Origin of the sequence: Ferruginivarius sediminum (assembly GCF_003344765.1) — a bacterium.
GTDB classification, from domain to species: domain Bacteria; phylum Pseudomonadota; class Alphaproteobacteria; order Kiloniellales; family Rhodovibrionaceae; genus Ferruginivarius; species Ferruginivarius sediminum.
Genome location: NZ_QPMH01000016.1, coordinates 24,244 through 41,980 on the forward strand (window position 1 = coordinate 24,244; position 17,737 = coordinate 41,980).

The 17,737-nt window shown below is 65.9% G+C and carries 19 protein-coding genes; 12 read left to right on the top strand and 7 right to left on the bottom strand.

From position 1 onward, the window contains the following. The 12 genes from DRB17_RS14910 to DRB17_RS14965 all read left to right on the top strand — a co-directional run bounded on the left by DRB17_RS14910 (position 1) and on the right by DRB17_RS14965 (position 9,599). Positions 1 to 900, top strand: a complete 900-nt coding sequence (locus DRB17_RS14910) for a class II glutamine amidotransferase domain-containing protein (RefSeq protein WP_114583021.1) — start codon at positions 1 to 3, stop codon at positions 898 to 900. A 22-nt stretch (positions 901 to 922) separates the two neighbouring features. Then, positions 923 to 1,621: a GltB/FmdC/FwdC-like GXGXG domain-containing protein gene (locus DRB17_RS14915; protein ID WP_114583022.1), complete on the top strand. Its 699-nt coding sequence runs from the start codon at positions 923 to 925 to the stop codon at positions 1,619 to 1,621. A 20-nt stretch (positions 1,622 to 1,641) separates the two neighbouring features. Then, positions 1,642 to 2,961: an FMN-binding glutamate synthase family protein gene (locus tag DRB17_RS14920; RefSeq protein ID WP_114583023.1), complete on the top strand. Its 1,320-nt coding sequence runs from the start codon at positions 1,642 to 1,644 to the stop codon at positions 2,959 to 2,961. Positions 2,962 to 2,998: 37 nt separating this feature from the next. After that, positions 2,999 to 4,309 (top strand): type III glutamate--ammonia ligase, encoded by a 1,311-nt coding sequence (gene glnT / locus DRB17_RS14925; protein WP_114583024.1) that lies wholly within the window; start codon positions 2,999 to 3,001, stop codon positions 4,307 to 4,309. 193 nt (positions 4,310 to 4,502) lie between these two features. Beyond that, entirely contained in the window at positions 4,503 to 5,513 is a 1,011-nt protein-coding gene (locus DRB17_RS14930) for a GlxA family transcriptional regulator (protein WP_114583025.1), read from the top strand. A gap of 203 nt (positions 5,514 to 5,716) precedes the next feature. Further along, on the top strand, positions 5,717 to 6,031 hold the full coding sequence (locus DRB17_RS14935) for a hypothetical protein (protein WP_114583026.1): 315 nt from the start codon (positions 5,717 to 5,719) through the stop codon (positions 6,029 to 6,031). Between the two features lie 12 nt (positions 6,032 to 6,043). After that, a complete protein-coding gene (locus DRB17_RS14940) occupies positions 6,044 to 6,436 on the top strand; it encodes a hypothetical protein (RefSeq protein ID WP_114583027.1) in 393 nt (130 codons plus the stop codon). Between the two features lie 28 nt (positions 6,437 to 6,464). After that, a complete protein-coding gene (locus tag DRB17_RS14945; RefSeq protein WP_114583028.1) occupies positions 6,465 to 6,644 on the top strand; it encodes a hypothetical protein in 180 nt (59 codons plus the stop codon). Next, complete coding sequence (locus DRB17_RS14950; protein WP_114583029.1) at positions 6,641 to 8,044, top strand: APC family permease; 1,404 nt, start codon at positions 6,641 to 6,643, stop codon at positions 8,042 to 8,044. Before DRB17_RS14945 ends, DRB17_RS14950 begins: the two co-directional genes overlap by 4 nt. A 19-nt stretch (positions 8,045 to 8,063) precedes the next feature. Then, complete coding sequence (locus tag DRB17_RS14955) at positions 8,064 to 8,504, top strand: universal stress protein (protein ID WP_114583030.1); 441 nt, start codon at positions 8,064 to 8,066, stop codon at positions 8,502 to 8,504. 56 nt (positions 8,505 to 8,560) lie between these two features. Next, positions 8,561 to 9,307 (top strand): hypothetical protein, encoded by a 747-nt coding sequence (locus DRB17_RS14960; protein WP_114583031.1) that lies wholly within the window; start codon positions 8,561 to 8,563, stop codon positions 9,305 to 9,307. Then, on the top strand, positions 9,294 to 9,599 hold the full coding sequence (locus DRB17_RS14965) for a hypothetical protein (RefSeq protein WP_206607910.1): 306 nt from the start codon (positions 9,294 to 9,296) through the stop codon (positions 9,597 to 9,599). The genes DRB17_RS14960 and DRB17_RS14965 overlap by 14 nt, the downstream gene beginning before the upstream one ends. A gap of 68 nt (positions 9,600 to 9,667) precedes the next feature. Here the strand turns inward: DRB17_RS14965 and DRB17_RS20590 are convergent, their stop codons facing one another. The 7 genes from DRB17_RS20590 to DRB17_RS15000 all read right to left on the bottom strand — a co-directional run bounded on the left by DRB17_RS20590 (position 9,668) and on the right by DRB17_RS15000 (position 17,736). Further along, complete coding sequence (locus tag DRB17_RS20590) at positions 9,668 to 10,714, bottom strand: cold shock domain-containing protein (protein WP_206607911.1); 1,047 nt, start codon at positions 10,712 to 10,714, stop codon at positions 9,668 to 9,670. Between the two features lie 269 nt (positions 10,715 to 10,983). Beyond that, positions 10,984 to 11,886 (bottom strand): carbamate kinase, encoded by a 903-nt coding sequence (gene arcC / locus DRB17_RS14975; protein ID WP_114583033.1) that lies wholly within the window; start codon positions 11,884 to 11,886, stop codon positions 10,984 to 10,986. Then, the gene (argF, locus tag DRB17_RS14980) at positions 11,886 to 12,848 is read right to left on the bottom strand and encodes an ornithine carbamoyltransferase (RefSeq protein ID WP_114583034.1); all 963 of its coding nucleotides are present in this window, start codon (positions 12,846 to 12,848) and stop codon (positions 11,886 to 11,888) included. Before argF ends, arcC begins: the two co-directional genes overlap by 1 nt. Before the next feature lie 28 nt (positions 12,849 to 12,876). Then, complete coding sequence (gene arcA, locus DRB17_RS14985; protein ID WP_114583035.1) at positions 12,877 to 14,121, bottom strand: arginine deiminase; 1,245 nt, start codon at positions 14,119 to 14,121, stop codon at positions 12,877 to 12,879. Positions 14,122 to 14,142: 21 nt separating this feature from the next. Continuing rightward, entirely contained in the window at positions 14,143 to 16,083 is a 1,941-nt protein-coding gene (locus DRB17_RS14990) for a Na+/H+ antiporter NhaC family protein (protein ID WP_114583075.1), read from the bottom strand. Positions 16,084 to 16,267: 184 nt separating this feature from the next. Continuing rightward, positions 16,268 to 16,525, bottom strand: a complete 258-nt coding sequence (locus DRB17_RS14995; RefSeq protein ID WP_114583036.1) for an acyl carrier protein — start codon at positions 16,523 to 16,525, stop codon at positions 16,268 to 16,270. After that, positions 16,522 to 17,736 carry a dihydrolipoamide acetyltransferase family protein gene (locus DRB17_RS15000; RefSeq protein WP_114583037.1) on the bottom strand — a complete coding sequence of 405 codons (1,215 nt, stop codon included), beginning with the start codon at positions 17,734 to 17,736 and terminating at the stop codon, positions 16,522 to 16,524. The genes DRB17_RS14995 and DRB17_RS15000 overlap by 4 nt, the downstream gene beginning before the upstream one ends. Position 17,737: the final 1 nt, after the last annotated feature.

Below are 17,737 nucleotides of genomic sequence, written 5' to 3' on the forward strand. Positions count from 1 at the left end.
ATGTGCGGCATCGTGGGCCTATTTGCCAAGTCGCCCGAGCTCCAGCCGGAGCTGGGACGCCATTTGACGGCGATGCTTGTCGAGATGACCGACCGCGGTCCCGACAGCGCCGGAGTCGCCGTGTATCGCGAGCCCGTCGAGAAGGGCTGGACAAAACTGTCCCTGTGTAACGGCCATGCCGAATATCCATGGGAGACCCTCTCCCAGGAATTCGCCGACGATTTCGGTCGCGAGATCCGTCACGAGCAGCGCGGCAGCCACAGTGTCTTCCGTATTCACGAGGACTTCGAGCCGATCCAGGCGTGGCTGCGCCATCGCCACCCGGAGCTGCGGATCGTCAGCGCCGGCGATTCGATCGAGATCTTCAAGGAGAAGGGGCTGCCCTCCGACGTCGCCCGGAACTTCAGTCTGGACACACTGTCGGGCACCCACGCGCTGGGCCACACGCGGATGGCGACGGAGAGCGCGGTCACGACCGAGCACTCGCACCCGTTCTCCACGGGCCTGGACCTGTGCCTCGTCCATAACGGCTCGTTGTCGAACCACAACCGGCTGCGCAGCTACCTGCGCCGGCACGGCATCGATTTCCAGACCGACAATGACAGCGAGGTGGCCGCGGGCTACCTGGCCTGGCGGATGCGCGAGGGCGCCACGCTGGACGAGGCCTTGCAGTCGGCCATGAAGGATTTGGACGGATTCTTCACCTTCGCGGTGGGCACGCGCGACGGTTTCGCCGTGGTGCGCGATCCCATCGGCTGCAAGCACGGTGTTCTCGCGGAGACCGACGAATGGGTGGCGATGGCCACGGAATACCGTGCGATCGCGCCGCTGCCGGGTGCCGACAAGGCGAGCATCTGGGAGCCGGTACCGGGCCAGATCTACAGCTGGTCGCGATCCTGACCTCAGGGGTGCAATACAAGCCATGAAAACGAACGGTTATATCGAGTTCGATCTCGATGGGGAGGAGCTGTCCAGCGTCCACGCGCGGCTGCACTCCGTAAAGCAGGGCGACAACGAGCGCAGTTTCAGGATCGTCAATCCGCGCGGCAAGCACGCCGTCGCCGCCGGCCTGAACGCGCCCATGGACGTCCGCATCGACGGGCATGTCGGCTTCTATTGCGGCGGCATGAACAAGGAGGCGGACATCACCATCAACGGCCAGGCCGGACCCGGCGTTGGCGAGAACATGATGTCGGGCCTGATCCGCGTGTGCGGCAACGCCTCGCAGTCGGCGGGCGCCACCGGGCGCGGCGGCATGCTGGTGATCGAGGGGGACGCCTCCTCGCGCTGCGGCATCTCGATGAAGGGCATCGACATCGTCGTCGGCGGCTCGGTCGGGCACATGAGCTGCTTCATGGGTCAGCGCGGCCATCTCGTCGTTTGCGGCGACGCCGGCCACGACCTCGGCGATTCCCTCTATGAAGCGCAGATCTTCGTGCGCGGCAGCGTCGACAGTCTGGGTGCGGACTGCGTCGAGAAGGAGATGCGTCCCGAGCACATCGAAACGCTGAAGGGACTGCTGGCCCGTTCCGGTGTCAATGCCGACCCGAAGGAGTTCCGCCGCTACGGTTCGGCGCGCAAGCTCTACAACTTCCACATCGACAACGCCGACGCGCTGTAAAGCCGAGACAGGAGTCCCGTATGACAGATCCACGTGCACTACGCGGCTCGGCGACGTTCCCGCCCGAGGTTATCCGCGAAATCCAGCGGGCCGCGGACCAGGGGGTCTACGAGATCCGCGGTTTCGGCACCAAGCGCAAGATTCCCAGCTTCGACGACCTGTTGATGCTGGGCGCGTCGGTCTCCCGCTATCCCCTGGAGGGCTATCGCGAGGCCTGCGACACCAGCGTTATGATCGGCACGCGCTTCGCGAAAAAGCCGATCGAGCTGAAGATTCCGATCACTGTTGCCGGGATGAGTTTCGGGGCCCTGGGCTCGCACGCCAAGCGCTCGCTTGGCTGGGCGGCGACCGAGATGGGCACCAGCACGACCACCGGCGACGGCGGCATGACGGATGAGGAGCGCGAGGCCTCGAAGACCCTGGTCTATCAGGTGCTTCCCTCGCGCTATGGCATGAACCCGGACGACCTGCGCCGGGCGGACGCGATCGAGGTCGTGGTCGGCCAGGGTGCGAAGCCGGGCGGCGGCGGCATGCTGCTGGGCCAGAAGATCAACGAGCGTGTGGCGAAGATGCGCGACCTGCCCCAGGGCATCGACCAGCGCAGCGCCAGCCGCCATCCGGACTGGACCGGGCCGGACGACCTCGAGATCAAGATCCACGAGATCCGCGAGATCACCGGCTGGGAGAAGCCGATCTACGTGAAGGTCGGCGCCACCCGCACGCGCTTCGACACCGCACTGGCCGTCAAGGCCGGGGCCGACGCCGTCGTCGTCGACGGCATGCAGGGCGGCACGGCGGCCACGCAGGATGTCTTCATCGAGCATGTCGGCATCCCCACCCTTCCGGCGGTGCGCCAGGCCGTCGAGGCGCTGCAGGAACTGGACATGCACCGGAAGGTTCAGCTAATCGTATCCGGCGGCATACGCAGCGGTGCGGATGTCGCCAAGGCGCTGGCCATGGGGGCGGACGCGGTCTCCATCGGTTCGGCCGCGATGGTTGCGCTGGGCTGCAACAAGCCGGTCTACCACGAAGACTACGAGGCGCTCGGAACAGCGCCAGGGTTCTGTCATCACTGTCATACCGGGCGGTGCCCGGTCGGCGTGACGACGCAGGACCCGGAGCTGGAAAAGCGGCTGCCCCCGGAAAAGGGCGGGCGGCTGATGCGGAACTACCTGCAGACCATGGTGCTTGAGCTGCAGACGCTCGCGCGTGCGTGCGGCAAGAGCCACGTCCTGAACCTGGAACCGCAGGATATGGTCGCGCTGACGGTCGAGGCCGCGGCGATGGCGCAGGTCCCGCTCGCCGGAACCGATTGGGTCCCCGGCAAGAATAATTATTGAGCGCCAAGCCAAATCCGTTTGAGGGAGGTCGCGGAGCATGACGATAAAGCTCTCTGAAGTGGCGAAAGAAAAAGGTATCGAATATTTCCTGATCAGTTTCGTCGATATGGGCGGGGCACTGCGCGCCAAGCTGGTGCCGGCCGCCGCGATCGACAAGATGCAGGAGGACGGAGCCGGTTTCGCGGGATTCGCGGCGGCGATGGACATGACGCCGGCGCACCCCGACATGCTGGCGAAGCCAGACCCGGAAACGTTGATTCAGTTGCCCTGGAAGCCCGAGGTCGGCTGGCTGGCCTCCGACTGTTGGATGGACGATGCCCCGGTCGCGTCCTCGCCGCGTGTTCTGCTGAAAAGCCAGATCGAGAAGGCGGCTGCCGAAGGCTACCGGATGAAGTCCGGTGTCGAGTGCGAGTTCTTCCTGATCGACGCCAACGAGATGCGCGTCGCGGATCATCACGATTCGGCGCGCAAGCCCTGTTACGACCAGCTTGCCCTGATGCGCCAGTACGACGTGATCAAGCGCATCTGCGATTACATGCAGCAGCTTGGCTGGGGCCCGTACCAGAACGACCACGAGGACGGCAACGGCCAGTTCGAGATGAACTGGAACTTCGACGACGCGCTGGTGACGGCCGACCGCCACGTCTTCTTCAAGTACATGGTGAAGACGGTGGCCGAGGAATACGGCATGCGGGCCACCTTCATGCCCAAGCCGTTCAACCACCTGACGGGCAGCGGCTGCCACGCCCACGTTTCCCTGTGGGACACCAAGGGCAAGAAGAACCTGTTCCTCGACGGCAGCAACGACCCGCTCGGCATGAGCATGACCGCCTACAGCTTCCTCGGCGGCGTGATGAACGAGGCCGAGGCGCTGGCGTCGATCTTCAATCCCACCGTGAACAGCTTCAAGCGCATCGATTCGGCCACGACGCTGTCCGGTGCGACCTGGTCGCCGAACGCAATCACCTATTCCGGCGACAACCGCACGCACATGATCCGCATTCCCGAGCCCGGACGCTTCGAGATGCGGCTGATGGACGGCGCGTCCAACCCGTACCTGATGCAGGCGGGCGTGCTTGCCACCGGCATGGACGGGATCGAGCACGAGCGCGATCCGGGCAAGCCGATGTACAATAACATGTACGAGGACGGTCAGCGGCTGAAGCGGGTGCGCAGGCTGCCGCTGAACCTGCTGGATGCCGCGCGCCTGACCAGCAAGAGCAAGGTCCTGCGCCGGCAGCTCGGTGACGAGTTCATCGATTCCCACGTGAAGCTGCGTTTCGACGAGTGGCGGCGCTATGCGACGACGCTCTCGCAGTGGGAAGTCGAGAACACCTTCGACTGTTGAACCAAGGCCGCGTCGCGGTCCCCACGGGGCGCGCCCGTGCAGCCCATGGCATGGGCGCGCCCTTTCTTTTCGGTTGGCATGCGCGTCTCTGCGGTTAATGTACCGGGCCTGCCCTGCCGGCCTGGCTTAAGTTGCCGGAAACGCCAAGGAACGAACGAGGCTGCATCGGGGGCTGCTGGGAACGGAGGTCGCCATGGACGCCGGGCTGGAGCACGACATCCCGTGCCTTGCCTCTGGCGAGGACGGACAGGCGGTGGCGCCGAAGGTCGAGCAGCGACGCATCGGCATCCTGCTGCTTCCGGGCTATTCGCTGCTGGGCCTTGGCGCCATGACGGAGGCCTTCGAGGCGGCGAACGCGGCGTGCGGCGAGCGGGCCTTCGTCTGCAGGCGGATTGCGCTGGGCGTCAGCCTTCCGGCCGGGACGGGCGGGCGACGGCTGGACTTGCACTCCGAGGCCGAGGTTGCGGGAACGCCCAGCAACTACGATGCAATCCTTCTGCCGGGCGGCGAGGACAGGCGCGACAGCTATGGCGTCTGCGCGTGGCTGCGGCGGGGTGCGCGTCACGGCGTCCTGGTCGGTGGATTCGGCGACGCTTGCCGGATTCTCGGTCGGGCGGGCCTGCTGCACGAGCGACCGTGCGCCGTTCATTGGTCGCTGTCGGAGTCCTTCTCGGAGGATTTCCCGGAGGCCGATTTGCGGCCGACGCTTTACGAGTTGCATCGCGGCGTCCTGACCTGCGCCGGCGGCGCGGCGACACTCGACGCGGTTATCGAGCTGATCGCCCACTTCCAGGACCGCCGTCTGGCCACCGAGGTGGCGGAACGGCTGGTCTACCAGCGCCTGCCGGAGCAGCCGGACAGCCAGCGCCTGTCGATGGCGCGCCGGCTGGGGACGGCGAACCCACACCTCGCCAGCGCGCTGGAGATGATCGAGAGCGAGCTGGACGAACCGATATCAAGCGGCGAGCTGGCGGCGCGGGTCGGCATCTCGCCGCGCCAACTGGAACGCCTGTTCAGCCGCTACGTGGGGTGCAGTCCGCTTCGCTATCACCGCGAGCGACGGCTGGAGAAGGCACGGACGCTGCTGACGCAGACCAGCCTGCCGGTGACCGAGGTGGCCGTGGCGTGCGGGTTCACCTCCGTCAGTCATTTCACAAGATGCTACAAACGTGTATTTGGTGAAATACCTTCTAAAGCACGTTGAAGGCTGCGGGGCTGGATTGAACATTCACGGGCGAAATTTTATAATTTTATAACAAAATTCTACCATACGATGTAACCAATATGCATGTTCTCCAAATTTTCCACGAATATGCGGTTGACATTCCAATCTCCGCAATAAACAATCTTTCCTCATAGAAAACAGGGGTCGCCCCGCACATCTCAGTTTGGGGGAGGTAGCACGTCATGAACGGCGCTGATCCAACGCGTATCCAACGACTGTTCAATCAGGACAAGGTGCTGGCAAGCACCTTCGTCGTCCTGCTTTGGGCCGCAATCCTCTACGTCTTTTTCACCGTCTCGCCGTTGATCGAGGACGCCACCATCCGCGTGGTGGTCGCGGTCGCTGGCTCGGCCGTCCTGCTGTTCAACACCGCGGCCATCGTGGCCATGCTCCGTCACTATTCGGAGGACAAGGAGCACATCTACGGTCTCGACATCGAACACCTTGACGCGCTTGCCGAGGCGAAGCGGACCGGGCAACTGCAGGCTGCGGAATAGGAGATCGTCAAAATGCAAAAACGCTATCAGCCGCCCAGGCAAAGCGGGCTTGGGCAGTTCCTGGACTGCGTCTTTCTGCTGGCGATCGTCTACGCCAGCCTGCTCGCGCCGATCGTCCTGGACTTCGGGGGCGGCGTGAACAAGCACCAAGTCGACATGGTGCAGGGCGAGCAGGTCACCTGGGAAGCTCTTGGCCAGAACGAGGTCATGCAGGCGCAGTGGCAGAAGCTCGGCTACGACGCCGAGGGCGCGGCGGAGATCATCACCTCGCGCTTCGACTACAGCATCGATCCGCTGGCTCTCGTTATCACGGCCGCGGTCATCATCGGCTACTTCGTCTTCATCCTGAAGGTGTCGGCGAAAGAGTACCGCGACGTCATCCGCGAGAACTTCGATACGGACTGACCCGGCCAGGGCTTGAGAGGAGACGGGTATGATCTTCTGGGAAATCTTCAGCTACGCAGCATGGGCGCTGGCGGCGCTGCTGCTGGGCTGGATGCTGCTGGACCTCATCAAGGTCAGCAAGGACTACAGCGAGGAATTCCTGCTGAGTGCTCGCGAGGGCGCCGACGAGCTTCTCCAGCAGGACCACGCGCAAGGGGGTAAGAAATGACCGCGCAGGACACGACCGCACAGGGCGGCGGTGGCGGCGAGCGCCTCTACCTGCTCAAGGTTCTGGGCCCGGTCCATGTGTGGGCCCTGGGCGTGGGTATCGTTCTGGTCGGCGAGTACATGGGCTGGAACTTCTCTGTCGGCAAGGGTGGGGCGCTCGGCTCGCTGATCGCCTGCTGGATCATCGGCCTGCTTTACACCTGCGTGGCCATGATCGATTCCGAGGTGACGTCCACGGTTGCGGCCGCCGGCGGCCAGTACGCGCAGGCCAAGCACATCATCGGCCCGCTGATGGCCTTCAACGTCGGCCTCTACCTGGTGATGGCCTACACCATGCTGGAGGCGGCCGACGCGCTGGTCGTGGGCGACCTGCTGGTGCAGGTGGCGGCGGAAACCGGCTATGCCGCGTTGGATCCGAAGCCCTTCGTGGTGCTGACGATCGCGATCCTGGCCTGGCTGAACTATCGCGGCGTGTTCATGACGCTGACGGTGAACTTCGTCATCACGGCCATCGCGTTCATCGCCATCATCCTGCTGTTCCTGGGCCTCAACCCCTGGAACCCAAGCGAGTCCCTGTTCCACAAGCAACTGCTGACGGACTTGCCCTACGGCTGGATCGGCGTCGTCGCGGCCCTGCAGTTCGGCATGTGGTACTACCTGGGCATCGAAGGCACCTGTCAGGCTGCCGAGGAGGTGCGCAGCGCCGGCCGTTCGATCCCGCTGGGCACGATGAGCGGTATGATGACGCTGCTGATCGCCGCGTCGCTGACGTGGTTCCTTGCCTCGGGCCTGCTGCCCTGGGAGTATCTCGGCCAGTCCGGCGTGCCGCTTTACGACACCTCCCGGATGACCGACAGCAACGGGCTGCAGGTGCTGCTGTTCATCGGCACGCTGTTCGCCGCCGTGGCATCCGCCAACGGCTGCATCAACGACGCCGCCCGTGCCTGGTTCTCGATGGGCCGCGACCGCTACATGCCGATCTGGTTCGGCGCCGTGCATCCGAAGTACCGCACGCCGTTCCGCTCCATCGTGTTCCTGATCCCGATCGCGGTGTCCTTCGCGTTCACCGGGCTGCTCGACCAGGTGATCACCTTCTCGATCCTGTCGGGTCTGCTGGGCTACACGTTCATGTCCTTCAACGTCGTGAAGTTCCGCAACAAGTGGCCGCTGGGCACCATTAAGCGGGGCTATGTGCACCCGTTCCATCCGATCCCGGCGATCCTGTTGCTGACGCTGTGCTCGGCGACGTATTTCGCGACCTTCCTGGGCTACGGCACCAGCCTGATCTCGATCATGATCTTCTACATCGTCGCTTCGGTCTGGTTCGCGATGCACCGCTACCGCTTCGTCTACCGCGGCGACCAGTTCACGATGCCGTGGCCCCGGCCGATCGGACACTAAGAGCGAGGGAGCGATAACGATGGCGAGCAATACGAAAAGGCTCCTTTGCACGACCGACGGGTCGAAGGCCTCGGACAAGGCGGTGCGTTATGCCGCGCGCTTTGCCCGGGAACTGGGGGCGGACCTCACGTTCATCACGGTGAACGTCGGCCAGCACACCGGCACGCCAGGCGAGCGGGTGTGGGATACCGAGCTGGTCCGCCTCGGCGAGAGCCAGGTCGAGCGGGAGCTCCGCGCGGCCGCGGAGGCGGCGAAGGAAGAGGGCCTCGACAAGGTTCGCTGCGTCGAGGTTCACAACCACAACATCCCCGCCGCGGTCATCGACTACGCGGAGAAGAACGACATCGACCACATCGTGGCCGGCTCCACGGGCCGGACCGGTGTCGCGCGGCTGCTGGTGGGCTCGGTGGCGCAGGAAATCGTTGCCAAGGCGCATTGCCCGGTGACGATCATCCGATGAGCAAGGGGCAGCAGTAAAATGAGCGACTGCACGATCGGAAAGGCTTGGGAGACCGCGTGGGTATCGAGCTGATCCTGGTCGTTGCGACAATGGCGGCGGTTCTCGGAGTGATCTATCTCCGGGACCGCCGTCGAATGTTGTCGGCGCGGGCCGAGAAGCTGGCGCCGTGCAGGCAATTGCTGGAGCAGCCGTCGGAGGACATCCAGCGCGACGGCTTTCCGGAAGTCCGGGGCTTCTATCGGGGTTATCCCGTGGTGGTCCGGGTCATGACAGAGGCGCTGGCCGTGCGGAAGCTGCCGTCGCTCTGGCTGGAGGCGACGGTACTGGGCGATATTCCCTATCGGGGAACACTGGATTACCTGATGCGGCCCCACAACGTGGAATTCTATTCACCCTCCACCTGGCTGGAGCATCGCATCCGCACGCCGAAGGACTGGCCGGCGCGTCAGGCGACGCTGCGGACCGACGCGCCCGGCGAGGCACCGCCGCTCGACGTCGTGCGCCGGCATATCGGCCTCTTCGAGGACCAGCGCACGAAGGAACTCGTCATCGCGCCCAAGGGCGTGCGGTTTGTTTATCAGGCGGACGAGGGCGTGCGCTCGCACTATCTCCTGCTTCGCCAGGCCTACTTCGATGGCGGACCGGTGGATGGGAAACTGGTCCGGATCCTCCTCGATGCGGCCATCGGCGTGCTGGAGGATCTGCAAACCACGCAGGAAAAGGCAAACCGGGCGGAAGAGGGCGGGAGCGCCGAGGCGCCCGTCACCGGCGAAAGGGAGCAATATGGCCGTGTCAGCGCATGATAACGGCGGCGCCCCCAAGGCGCCGTTTCATCCTTACCTCGTCATGCTGGTCGCGGCGGTGCTGCCGGGTGTGGGCCAGCTTCTGAACGAACAGCCCCGCCGGGCACTGACGATGCTGTTCTTCATGATCCTGCTGGGCCTGGTCACGATGAACCTTTCCGGCCCCGAGCAATCGTTCGTCGGGCGCTTCGCCGGCGGCTTCTTCGTTTACGCCGTCTCGGTGATGGACGCCTACCGCTGGGCCCGCGTGCGCTGGGAAAGCTTCCATGCGGCAAACGGCCCGCGGGGGTAAATCCCCACGGGCCGTTTTGGCCCGCCCGGGTTAATCGTACATTTAATAACGCGCGTTGATTTTGCGAGCTAGCTTGCCAGGACGCGCAGGTCCTCGACCTCGGGGCCCTTGGCGCCCTGCCGGCGGCGCAGCTTCACCCGCTGACCCTTTTGCAGGCGGTCGATGCCAAGGGCGTCCAGCACCTTCGAGGGAAGGTAGACGTCGCCAGATCCGTCGTCCGGCGTGACGAAGCCAAAGCCCTTGTCGGCGCGGTAGAACTTCACCGTACCCGAGGCGAATTGCCCGCCATCGTCGTTCGCCGCGGACGCGAAGGACTCCTCGCGCATCGGTTCGTAAGCCGGCTCGGCCGCCTGTGGCTCCGGGCGCGGTTTGCGTTCGCGCTTGCTTATATCGATCTCGATGGCGACCAGGGCCCGGCGAACGTTATGGATCGCATCGCTCACAGCTTCCGGGTCCTCGATAACGCCGTTGTTCGCCGCTGCCGCCTCGACGAGTTCGCTGCAGTGCATGGCAGCGTCATGAAGCCGATTGGCCAGCGGATCCTGGTAGCCGCCCGCCGGTGCCTGCTTGACTTCGAGAGTCTGGGGTTCCGTCGGCTCCGCGGTTGCCGCGGTTGCCGCGGTTTCGGCCGGTTCCGGGGCGGAGGCGGGCTCCGAGGATTCCGGCGCGGCCGGGACATCGCGCGATCCACCGATCCTCAACTGGCTACGGGCGCCCGAGGTGCGCAGTGTCTTCCGCCCCGCTGGCTCGGCAGTCTCGTCGGGCTGCTGCGGCGTCGGAGCCTCCTCGCTCGCCGCTTCCTCGACCGGTACGGTGGCTTCGGCCTGTTCGGCAAGTTCCGCCGGCGTCTCGACCGGGGCTCCCTCGGGCTGGGCCGGCTGCGTCGTTTCCGGTTCGCCCCCTTCGCCGGAAGCCGGCGGCGTGTGCTTGATGATGTAGCTAATCGCCGGTGGGGTGACACCGTAATCGCGGGAGATCGCGCTCATTGTCTCGCCGGCGTCGCGGCGGGCGCGAATGCGCGGCCACTCCTCGCGCGGGATTTTACTTTTGCCGACACCGCCGGATTTTCCGGCCGCGGCGCTCTTGCCAAGTGTATGCAGTGTGCTGTCCGACATCGCTGGTCCAAAAATTCGTAATGTGGCTGCGCCAACCATTTACCCGCCGCTTCTTCAGTGGCGCCGGTGCGATCTTTTGCTGGTCGCTGGCACAGAAAGCATTCCGGGCGGCGTTGGGAATCTGGTTAAACGGCTACTTTGTCACGAGATAAACTGTTTTTTTTAACAGTCAAGACCACAACGCGGAAGTTTTCCCTGCAAATCGCAATTCGCGATATTGGATGGCGGAATTGCAATGTAAAGTGCCACATGTGTTTATCAATCGTTAATTAAGTTTCAACGACCGTTCCGGTTTCGCCGCGCGCAATGGCGACCGCGTCGCCAAGCCGTCCGATTCCCGCAAGCCGTCCGCCGGCCTCGACGAATCGGCAGGCTGCTTCCACCTTTGGCGCCATCGAACCGCGCGCGAAGTCGCGCTTGCGCAGGTCCGCCGGCGTCGCGCGGCGGATCGGCGCCTGCTCGGGCGTGCCCCAGTTTTCGTAAACCGCATCGACGTCGGTTAGCATCAAGAGCGCATCCGCGTCCAATTGTCGCGCCAGCAGGGCGGCGGCAAGGTCCTTGTCGATAACGGCCTCCACCCCGTGAATGGCACCGTCGGCCGTCGCGACAACCGGAATGCCGCCGCCTCCAGAGCAGATGACGATGACCCCGGCGTCGACCAGCAGGCGGATCGTATTCAATTCCAGGATGTGCCTCGGCTCGGGCGAGGCGACGACGCGGCGCCAGTGCTCGCCGTCGCGCGCGATGCTCCAGCCCCGCTCGGCGGCGAGACGATCGGCGGTTTCCCGGTCGTAGACCGGGCCGATCGGCTTGCTGGGATCGCCGAAGGCCGGATCGTCCGCGTCCACCTCGATCTGCGTCAGGAGCGTCGCGATATTCCGCCCGGAAAGCCGGTTGCCCAACTCCTGTTCGATCATGTAGCCGATCATGCCTTCGCTCTCCGCGCCCAGCACGTCCAGCGGATAGGGTTTGATCGCCTTGTAGGCGTCGGCCTGCAGCGCCAGGAGGCCGACCTGCGGCCCATTGCCGTGGACGACGACCAGCGTGTGTTCGGCGGCCAGTTCCGCGAGGGCGCCGGCGGCGTCGCCCAGGTTCGTGCGCTGCGCCTCCGCCGTGGGCGACTCGCCGCGCTTCAACAGCGCATTGCCGCCCAGTGCCGCAACGATCAGCATCAGGCCCGCGCCGGATCGCGGTGACGGCGGCGCGCGCCAATCAACTGGCCCTCGACCAGCGCGAACAGGGCGGCCTTGGCGGTGTGCAGCCGGTTCTCCGCCTCGTCGAAGATGACGGCGCGCGGCCCGTCGACGACGGACGCCGTGACCTCCTCGCCCCGGTGGTCCGGCAGGCAGTGCATGAAGATCGCATCCTCGCGGGCCTTCGCCATCAGGGCGTCGTTCACCTGATAGGGGGCGAACGCCTCCAGGCGCGTCTTGCGCTCGCTCTCCGGCGTGTTCATCGACACCCAGACGTCGGTGTAGACGGCGTGCGCGCCGGCAACGGCTTCGTCCGGGTCCGTCGTCGCCGTCACCTTGCCTCCGCTGGCATCGGCAATCTCCCGCGCCATTTCGACGATGTCCGCGTCGGGCTCGTAGCCCGGCGGCGTGGCCACGGCGACCTCCAGCCCGGCCAGGGCGCACGCCTCCAGCAGGCTGTGCGCCACGTTGTTGCCGTCGCCGACATAGGCCAGCTTGCGCCCGTGGAAGCTGCCGAAGCGCTCCTTGAAGGTCAGGAGGTCGGCAAGGGCCTGCATCGGATGATGCTTGTCGGTCAACGCGTTGATCGTCGGGATCGACGCGGCGGCGGCGAAGCTGCGCACGTCGTCGTCGGCATAGGTGCGGATCACGAATGCCCGCGCATAGCGGCTGATCACGTGCGCCGTGTCCTCGATGGTCTCGCCACGGCCGAGTTGCAGCTCGTCCTTGCCGACCTGGATCGGCGTGCCGCCCAGGCGCGCGACAGCCGTCTCGAAGGAGATACGCGTGCGCGTCGAGGGTTTGGCGAAGTACAGCACCACGGTGTCGTTACGCAGTACGCCGGGATACTTGTACGGGTTTTCCTTGAAGGTCGCGGCCAGGTCCAGAAGCGTTTCCAGGTCGCTTGCGTCCAGGTCGGCGATACGCAGCAGGTCTTTCATCTCGTTGCCTCCGCGGGCTTGGCGCCGGTCAGATGGGATCGCGCGCGATCGGGCAGCTCATGCAGTGCGCCCCGCCACGCCCGCGCGACAGCTCGAAGCCCGGAATTGTGATGACTTCGATACCTTCCTTGCGCAGCTTCGTGTTGGTATCGACGTTGCGGTCGTAGCCGATGACGACGCCCGGCTCGATGGCCAGCACGTTGTTGCCGTCGTCCCACTGCTCGCGCTCGGCCTCGTAGTCGTCGCCGCCGGTGGTGATGGTGCGCAGCCGCTCCACCCCCAGGGCCTCCGCCACGGCATCCAGGAAATCCGGCGCCTGTTCGATGGTGACCCGGCTGCCGGCCAGGCGCAGGTGCCAGCCGCGGATGCGGTGCACGACCTCGGGAAAGATGACGAAGGCGTCGCGGTCGACCATCGTCATCACGGTATCGAGGTGCATGTAGCTGCGCTCGCGCGGCAATTCGGCGGCGATCACCTGATCGACGGCGTTCGCCTGCAGCAGTTGCTGCGCCAACGCCTCCACCGCCTGCGGGGTGGTGCGCTCGCCCATGCCGACCAGCACCGTACGGTGGCCGATCGGCATGACGTCGCCGCCCTCGATGGTGGCCGCGCCATTGCCGCTGCCGGCATCGGTGTCGTTGCCGCCGAACCAGACGTCGAACTCGCTGTCGGCGAAGGCGGGATGGAAGCTGTAGATCGCTTCCAGGTTCAGGGTCTCCTGGCGCCGGGCGGGTTTGGCCATCGGATTGACGGAGACGCCGTCGGCCACCCAGCAGGAGGTATCGCGCGTGAACAGGTGGTTGGGCAGCGGCGGCAGCACGAACTCGTTCTCGCGCAGTTGGCCGAAATACAGGCTTTCGTGCTGGAACGGCAGCTCGGCCCGCGCGATGCCGCCGATCAGGTTGCGGGCCAGGTCCTCGGCCGGCATCTCCTCCAGGTAGCTGCGCAGGCGCTCCGTCAGGAACGGCCCCACCACGCTGTCGCGGATCTTGCGCTCAAGCAGCCAGGTCCGTGCCTTCGGGTCGCGCATCGTTTCCGTCAAGAGGTCGCGCAGCAGCAGCACCTCGACACCGCGGTCGCGCAGCGAATCGACGAAGACATCGTGCTCCTCGCGCGCCCGTTTTACCCACAGCACGTCGTCGAACAGCAGGTCGGCGCAGTTCCTCGGCGTCAGGCGGCGCAGGCTGAGGTCCGGGCGGTGCACCAGCACGCGCCGCAGCCGGCCGACTTCGGAGTGAACGCCCAGCTTCGCTTCGCTCGTCTCGTTCGCCATCGTCCTTGCTCCCTTTCGCCCTCAGCGGGCCGTGGAATGACGGGCGCCGCCGCCTGTCGCGGGCTTTTCCGCGGGCTCGATCCGTGGTTCCTCGATAGGCCGTCCGACGACATAGATCACGGCCAGCAGCACCGCCATCGCCACCAGCATGCCGATCCACCACGGCACGCCGTAGCCGGCGGGCAGGAGACCCAGGACCACGGCCGCGACGCCCACGACCAGGCCGTAGGGAAGCTGCGTATTGGTGTGGTCGACCACGTCGCAGTGCGAGGTGGCGGACGACAGCACCGTCGTGTCCGAGATCGGGGAGGTATGATCGCCCCATACCGCGCCGCCCAGCACGGCGGCGACCGTGGCGTAGAGGATCGGCATGCCGACCGGCCCCGCCATGTCGTTCTGCGCCAGGATCGTCCAGGCCAGCGGCACCGCCAGCGGCAGCAGGATGCCCATGGTGCCCCAACTCGTTCCGATGGCGAAGGAAATCGCGGCGGCCAGCAGGAAGATGATCGTCGGCAGCAGCGCGGGCGACAGCGCCTCGCCCAGCAGGGATGCCAGATAGGTGGCGGTGCTCAGCGCCTGCGTCAGGTCGGACAGCGCCCAGGCGAGGGTGAGGATCACCAGCACCTCCAGCACCGCCTTCACGCCGATCAGCCACGCCTCGACCGTCTCGCCGAGGGAAAGAAGTCCCTGTCCGACAGTGAGGATGCCGGCCACGATGACCGAAAGCAGCGAGCCCCACAGCAGCGCCGAGAAGGAGTCCGCGCTGCCGACGATGTCCATGACGTTGTCGCCGCTGCCGGTGATGAACAGCGCGGCGATGGTGACGCCAAGCAGGACGAGGATCGGGACGACCGCGTTGACGGCGCGATGCGGGATGCCTTCCTTCGGCGCGAACTCGTCGCCGCTTTCGCCCTTTTCCTCCGCCTGCGCCGAGATCGGGCCGCTGGCCGCGCGGGACTCGGCCTTCGCCATCGGGCCGAAGTCGCGGCCGGTGATGCAGATCGCCCACATGAACAGGACGGCGAGGATCGGGTAGTACATGTACGGCAGGGCCTGCAGGAAGGTGCCATAGGGGCTTTGCGTATAGCCCTCCAGGCCCTTCGTCGCGTCGCCGATGAGGCCGACCTGGAAGCCGATCCAGGTCGTCACCAGCAGCAGCGTGGCGACGGGGGCCGACGTCGTATCGACGATGTAGGCCAGCTTCTCGCGCGAGACACGGACGGCGTCAGTGATTGGCCGCATGGCGTTGCCGGTGACCAGCATGCTGGCGTAGTCGTCGAAGAACACGCCGGTGCCCACCGCGCACGCCGAGATCTCGCCGCGCCGCCGGGTGTTCGCCCAGCCGGTGATGCGCTCGACGATGCCGGGGGTGCCACCGTTCTTGTAGATGATGCCGACCATGCCGCCGATCAGCATGGTGAACAGCATGATCGACATGTGCCCGGTATCGCCGTCGGCGGGCACCAGCGCGCGCAGCACCCAGGTGTCGATCACGTCTAGAAGCCCGGTCCAGAGACCGCCCACCGATAGCTCGGCGACGAACCAGCCGCCGATCCATACGCCCGCCAGCAGCGATGGAATGACCCGCCGGGTCAGAAGCGCCAGGCCGATGGCCACGATCGGCGGCAGGATCGACAGCCAGCCGGGTATGACATCGGCGTTGGCCGAGGTTGCGACGGCCGCGCCCTCCGATGTCGCGAAGGTCACCGCGGTTTCGCCGACAAGGACCTGCACCTCGGGGCTGCCGGTAGGGAAGGTCACGTCGCCAACCCTTGCCTTGCCCTGGCCGTCGAATTCAAGCGGATAGCGGCCGTCGCCGATCCGCAGCACGACTGCGTCCTCGGCCGGTTCGGCCGGGGCCAGCGCCTCGACCGTGACGTTCATGGGGATGCCGGACAAGGCCGGGCTTGGCAGCTCGACGCGGTAGCGCGGCGTATTGGCGTCCTGCGCGTGCGCCGGCATGGCCGCCGGCGCCAAGATGACGAAAGCAAAAGAAAACAGAATGGCGAGATGTGCTCGCAATCCGCGTCCGCACATGACGGACCTCCCCGGACATTGTTCTTGTCTGCATAAGGCGTATAAATGGACGCGTTATGCCGCGCGTTGACACGCGTCAATCAATCGCGGGACAAAAAAGGGGAAGTCGTTAGCCCGTTCGCGCCGCGAGTTTTTCTTGCAGGTAGGCAACAGCGCCGTCGATGGTCAGTAGCTTGGGCTGATCGCGGTCGGGAATATCGACCTTCAGGCGCTTGTGCAGCGCGGTCACGAAGTTCAGGACATCCATCGAATCGATGTCCAGTTCCTCGCGCAGGTCGGCGTCGCCCGGCACGGCGGACGCGTCCGCCTCGGGCGCGATGTTCTCCAGTTCCTCGATGACGGCGGCGCGGATATCCTGGGGTGTCATAGCGTTTCCGGCTCCTGCAGCAGGCGGTCGATCTCGGCAAGGAAAAGCGCGCCGCGATGGCCGTCGCTGACCCGGTGGTCGGCGGCGAGGCTGGCAGTCAGCGCCCGTCGCGGCTCGATCCGCCCCTCGACGACGCGCGGACGCACATTGGGCGTGCCGAAGCCGACGAGCGCCACCTGCGGCGGGTAAATGACACCGTAAAGCGCGTCGACGCCACGCTCGCCCAGGCTGCTGACGGTCACCGTCGGATCGCTGAGTTCGGAACTGCGCAGCGTTCCGGTCCGCACGCGCGCCACAAGGTCGCGCAGCCTATCCATGATCGTGTCGAGAGAGGCTTGGTCGAGGTCGTGAATCGCCGGCGCGACCAGCCCGCCGCCGCGGATGGCGACGGCGGCGCCGACGTGGATGCGCTCCGATTTGCGGAATTCGCCGTCGGTATAGAAGCCGTTGAACTGCGTATGCTTTTTCAGCGCCAGCGCCGTGGCTTTCAACAGCAGGACGGACAGCAGCAGGCGTTTGTCGGGCGCACGCTCGGCGTTTTCCTTGTCGAGGAAGGCCTGCGCCGCCTCGATATCGACCTCGTGCGACAGGTAGTAATGCGGGATCTCACGTTTCGCCTTCGCCATGGCGGCGGCGATGGCCTTGCGCATCTCCGCCAGGTCCAGGCGCGGGCGCGCAGGGTGGGCGGGCGTCTCCGCCTTCGCTTCGGCCATTGCCGTTTCCACGTCGCGGGCGACGACGGCTCGGTCGGGTCCGCTGCCGCTCAGCGTCTCCAGATCCACGCCACGCTCCGCCGCCAGCCGGCGCGCGGCCGGCGACGCGCGGGAGCGTCCGCTTGGCGGTGGGGGCGGTGGCTGGACCGCGGGCTCGGACGGGGCAGGGGCGGCCTCCGCCGGGGCCGTGGCGGCTTCCGCCGGGGCCGGCGCGGGTGCTGCCGCTTCGGCGGGGGCTTCCACTGCCGCCGTCGGTTCCTCGCCTTCGCCGCCGATGACGGCGAGCGGCGTGCCCACCGGCACCTTCGTGCCTTCCTCGACCAGCAGCTTGCGGATCTCGCCGTCCTGGAAAACCTCGACCTCGATGGCGCCCTTCTGGGTTTCGACGACGGCGATGACGTCGCCGTGATGCACCGTCTCACCCGGTTGCTTCAGCCATTCGACAAGCGTGCCGGCGTCCATGTCGGCACCCAGGGATGGCATGACGAACTCGCCCATT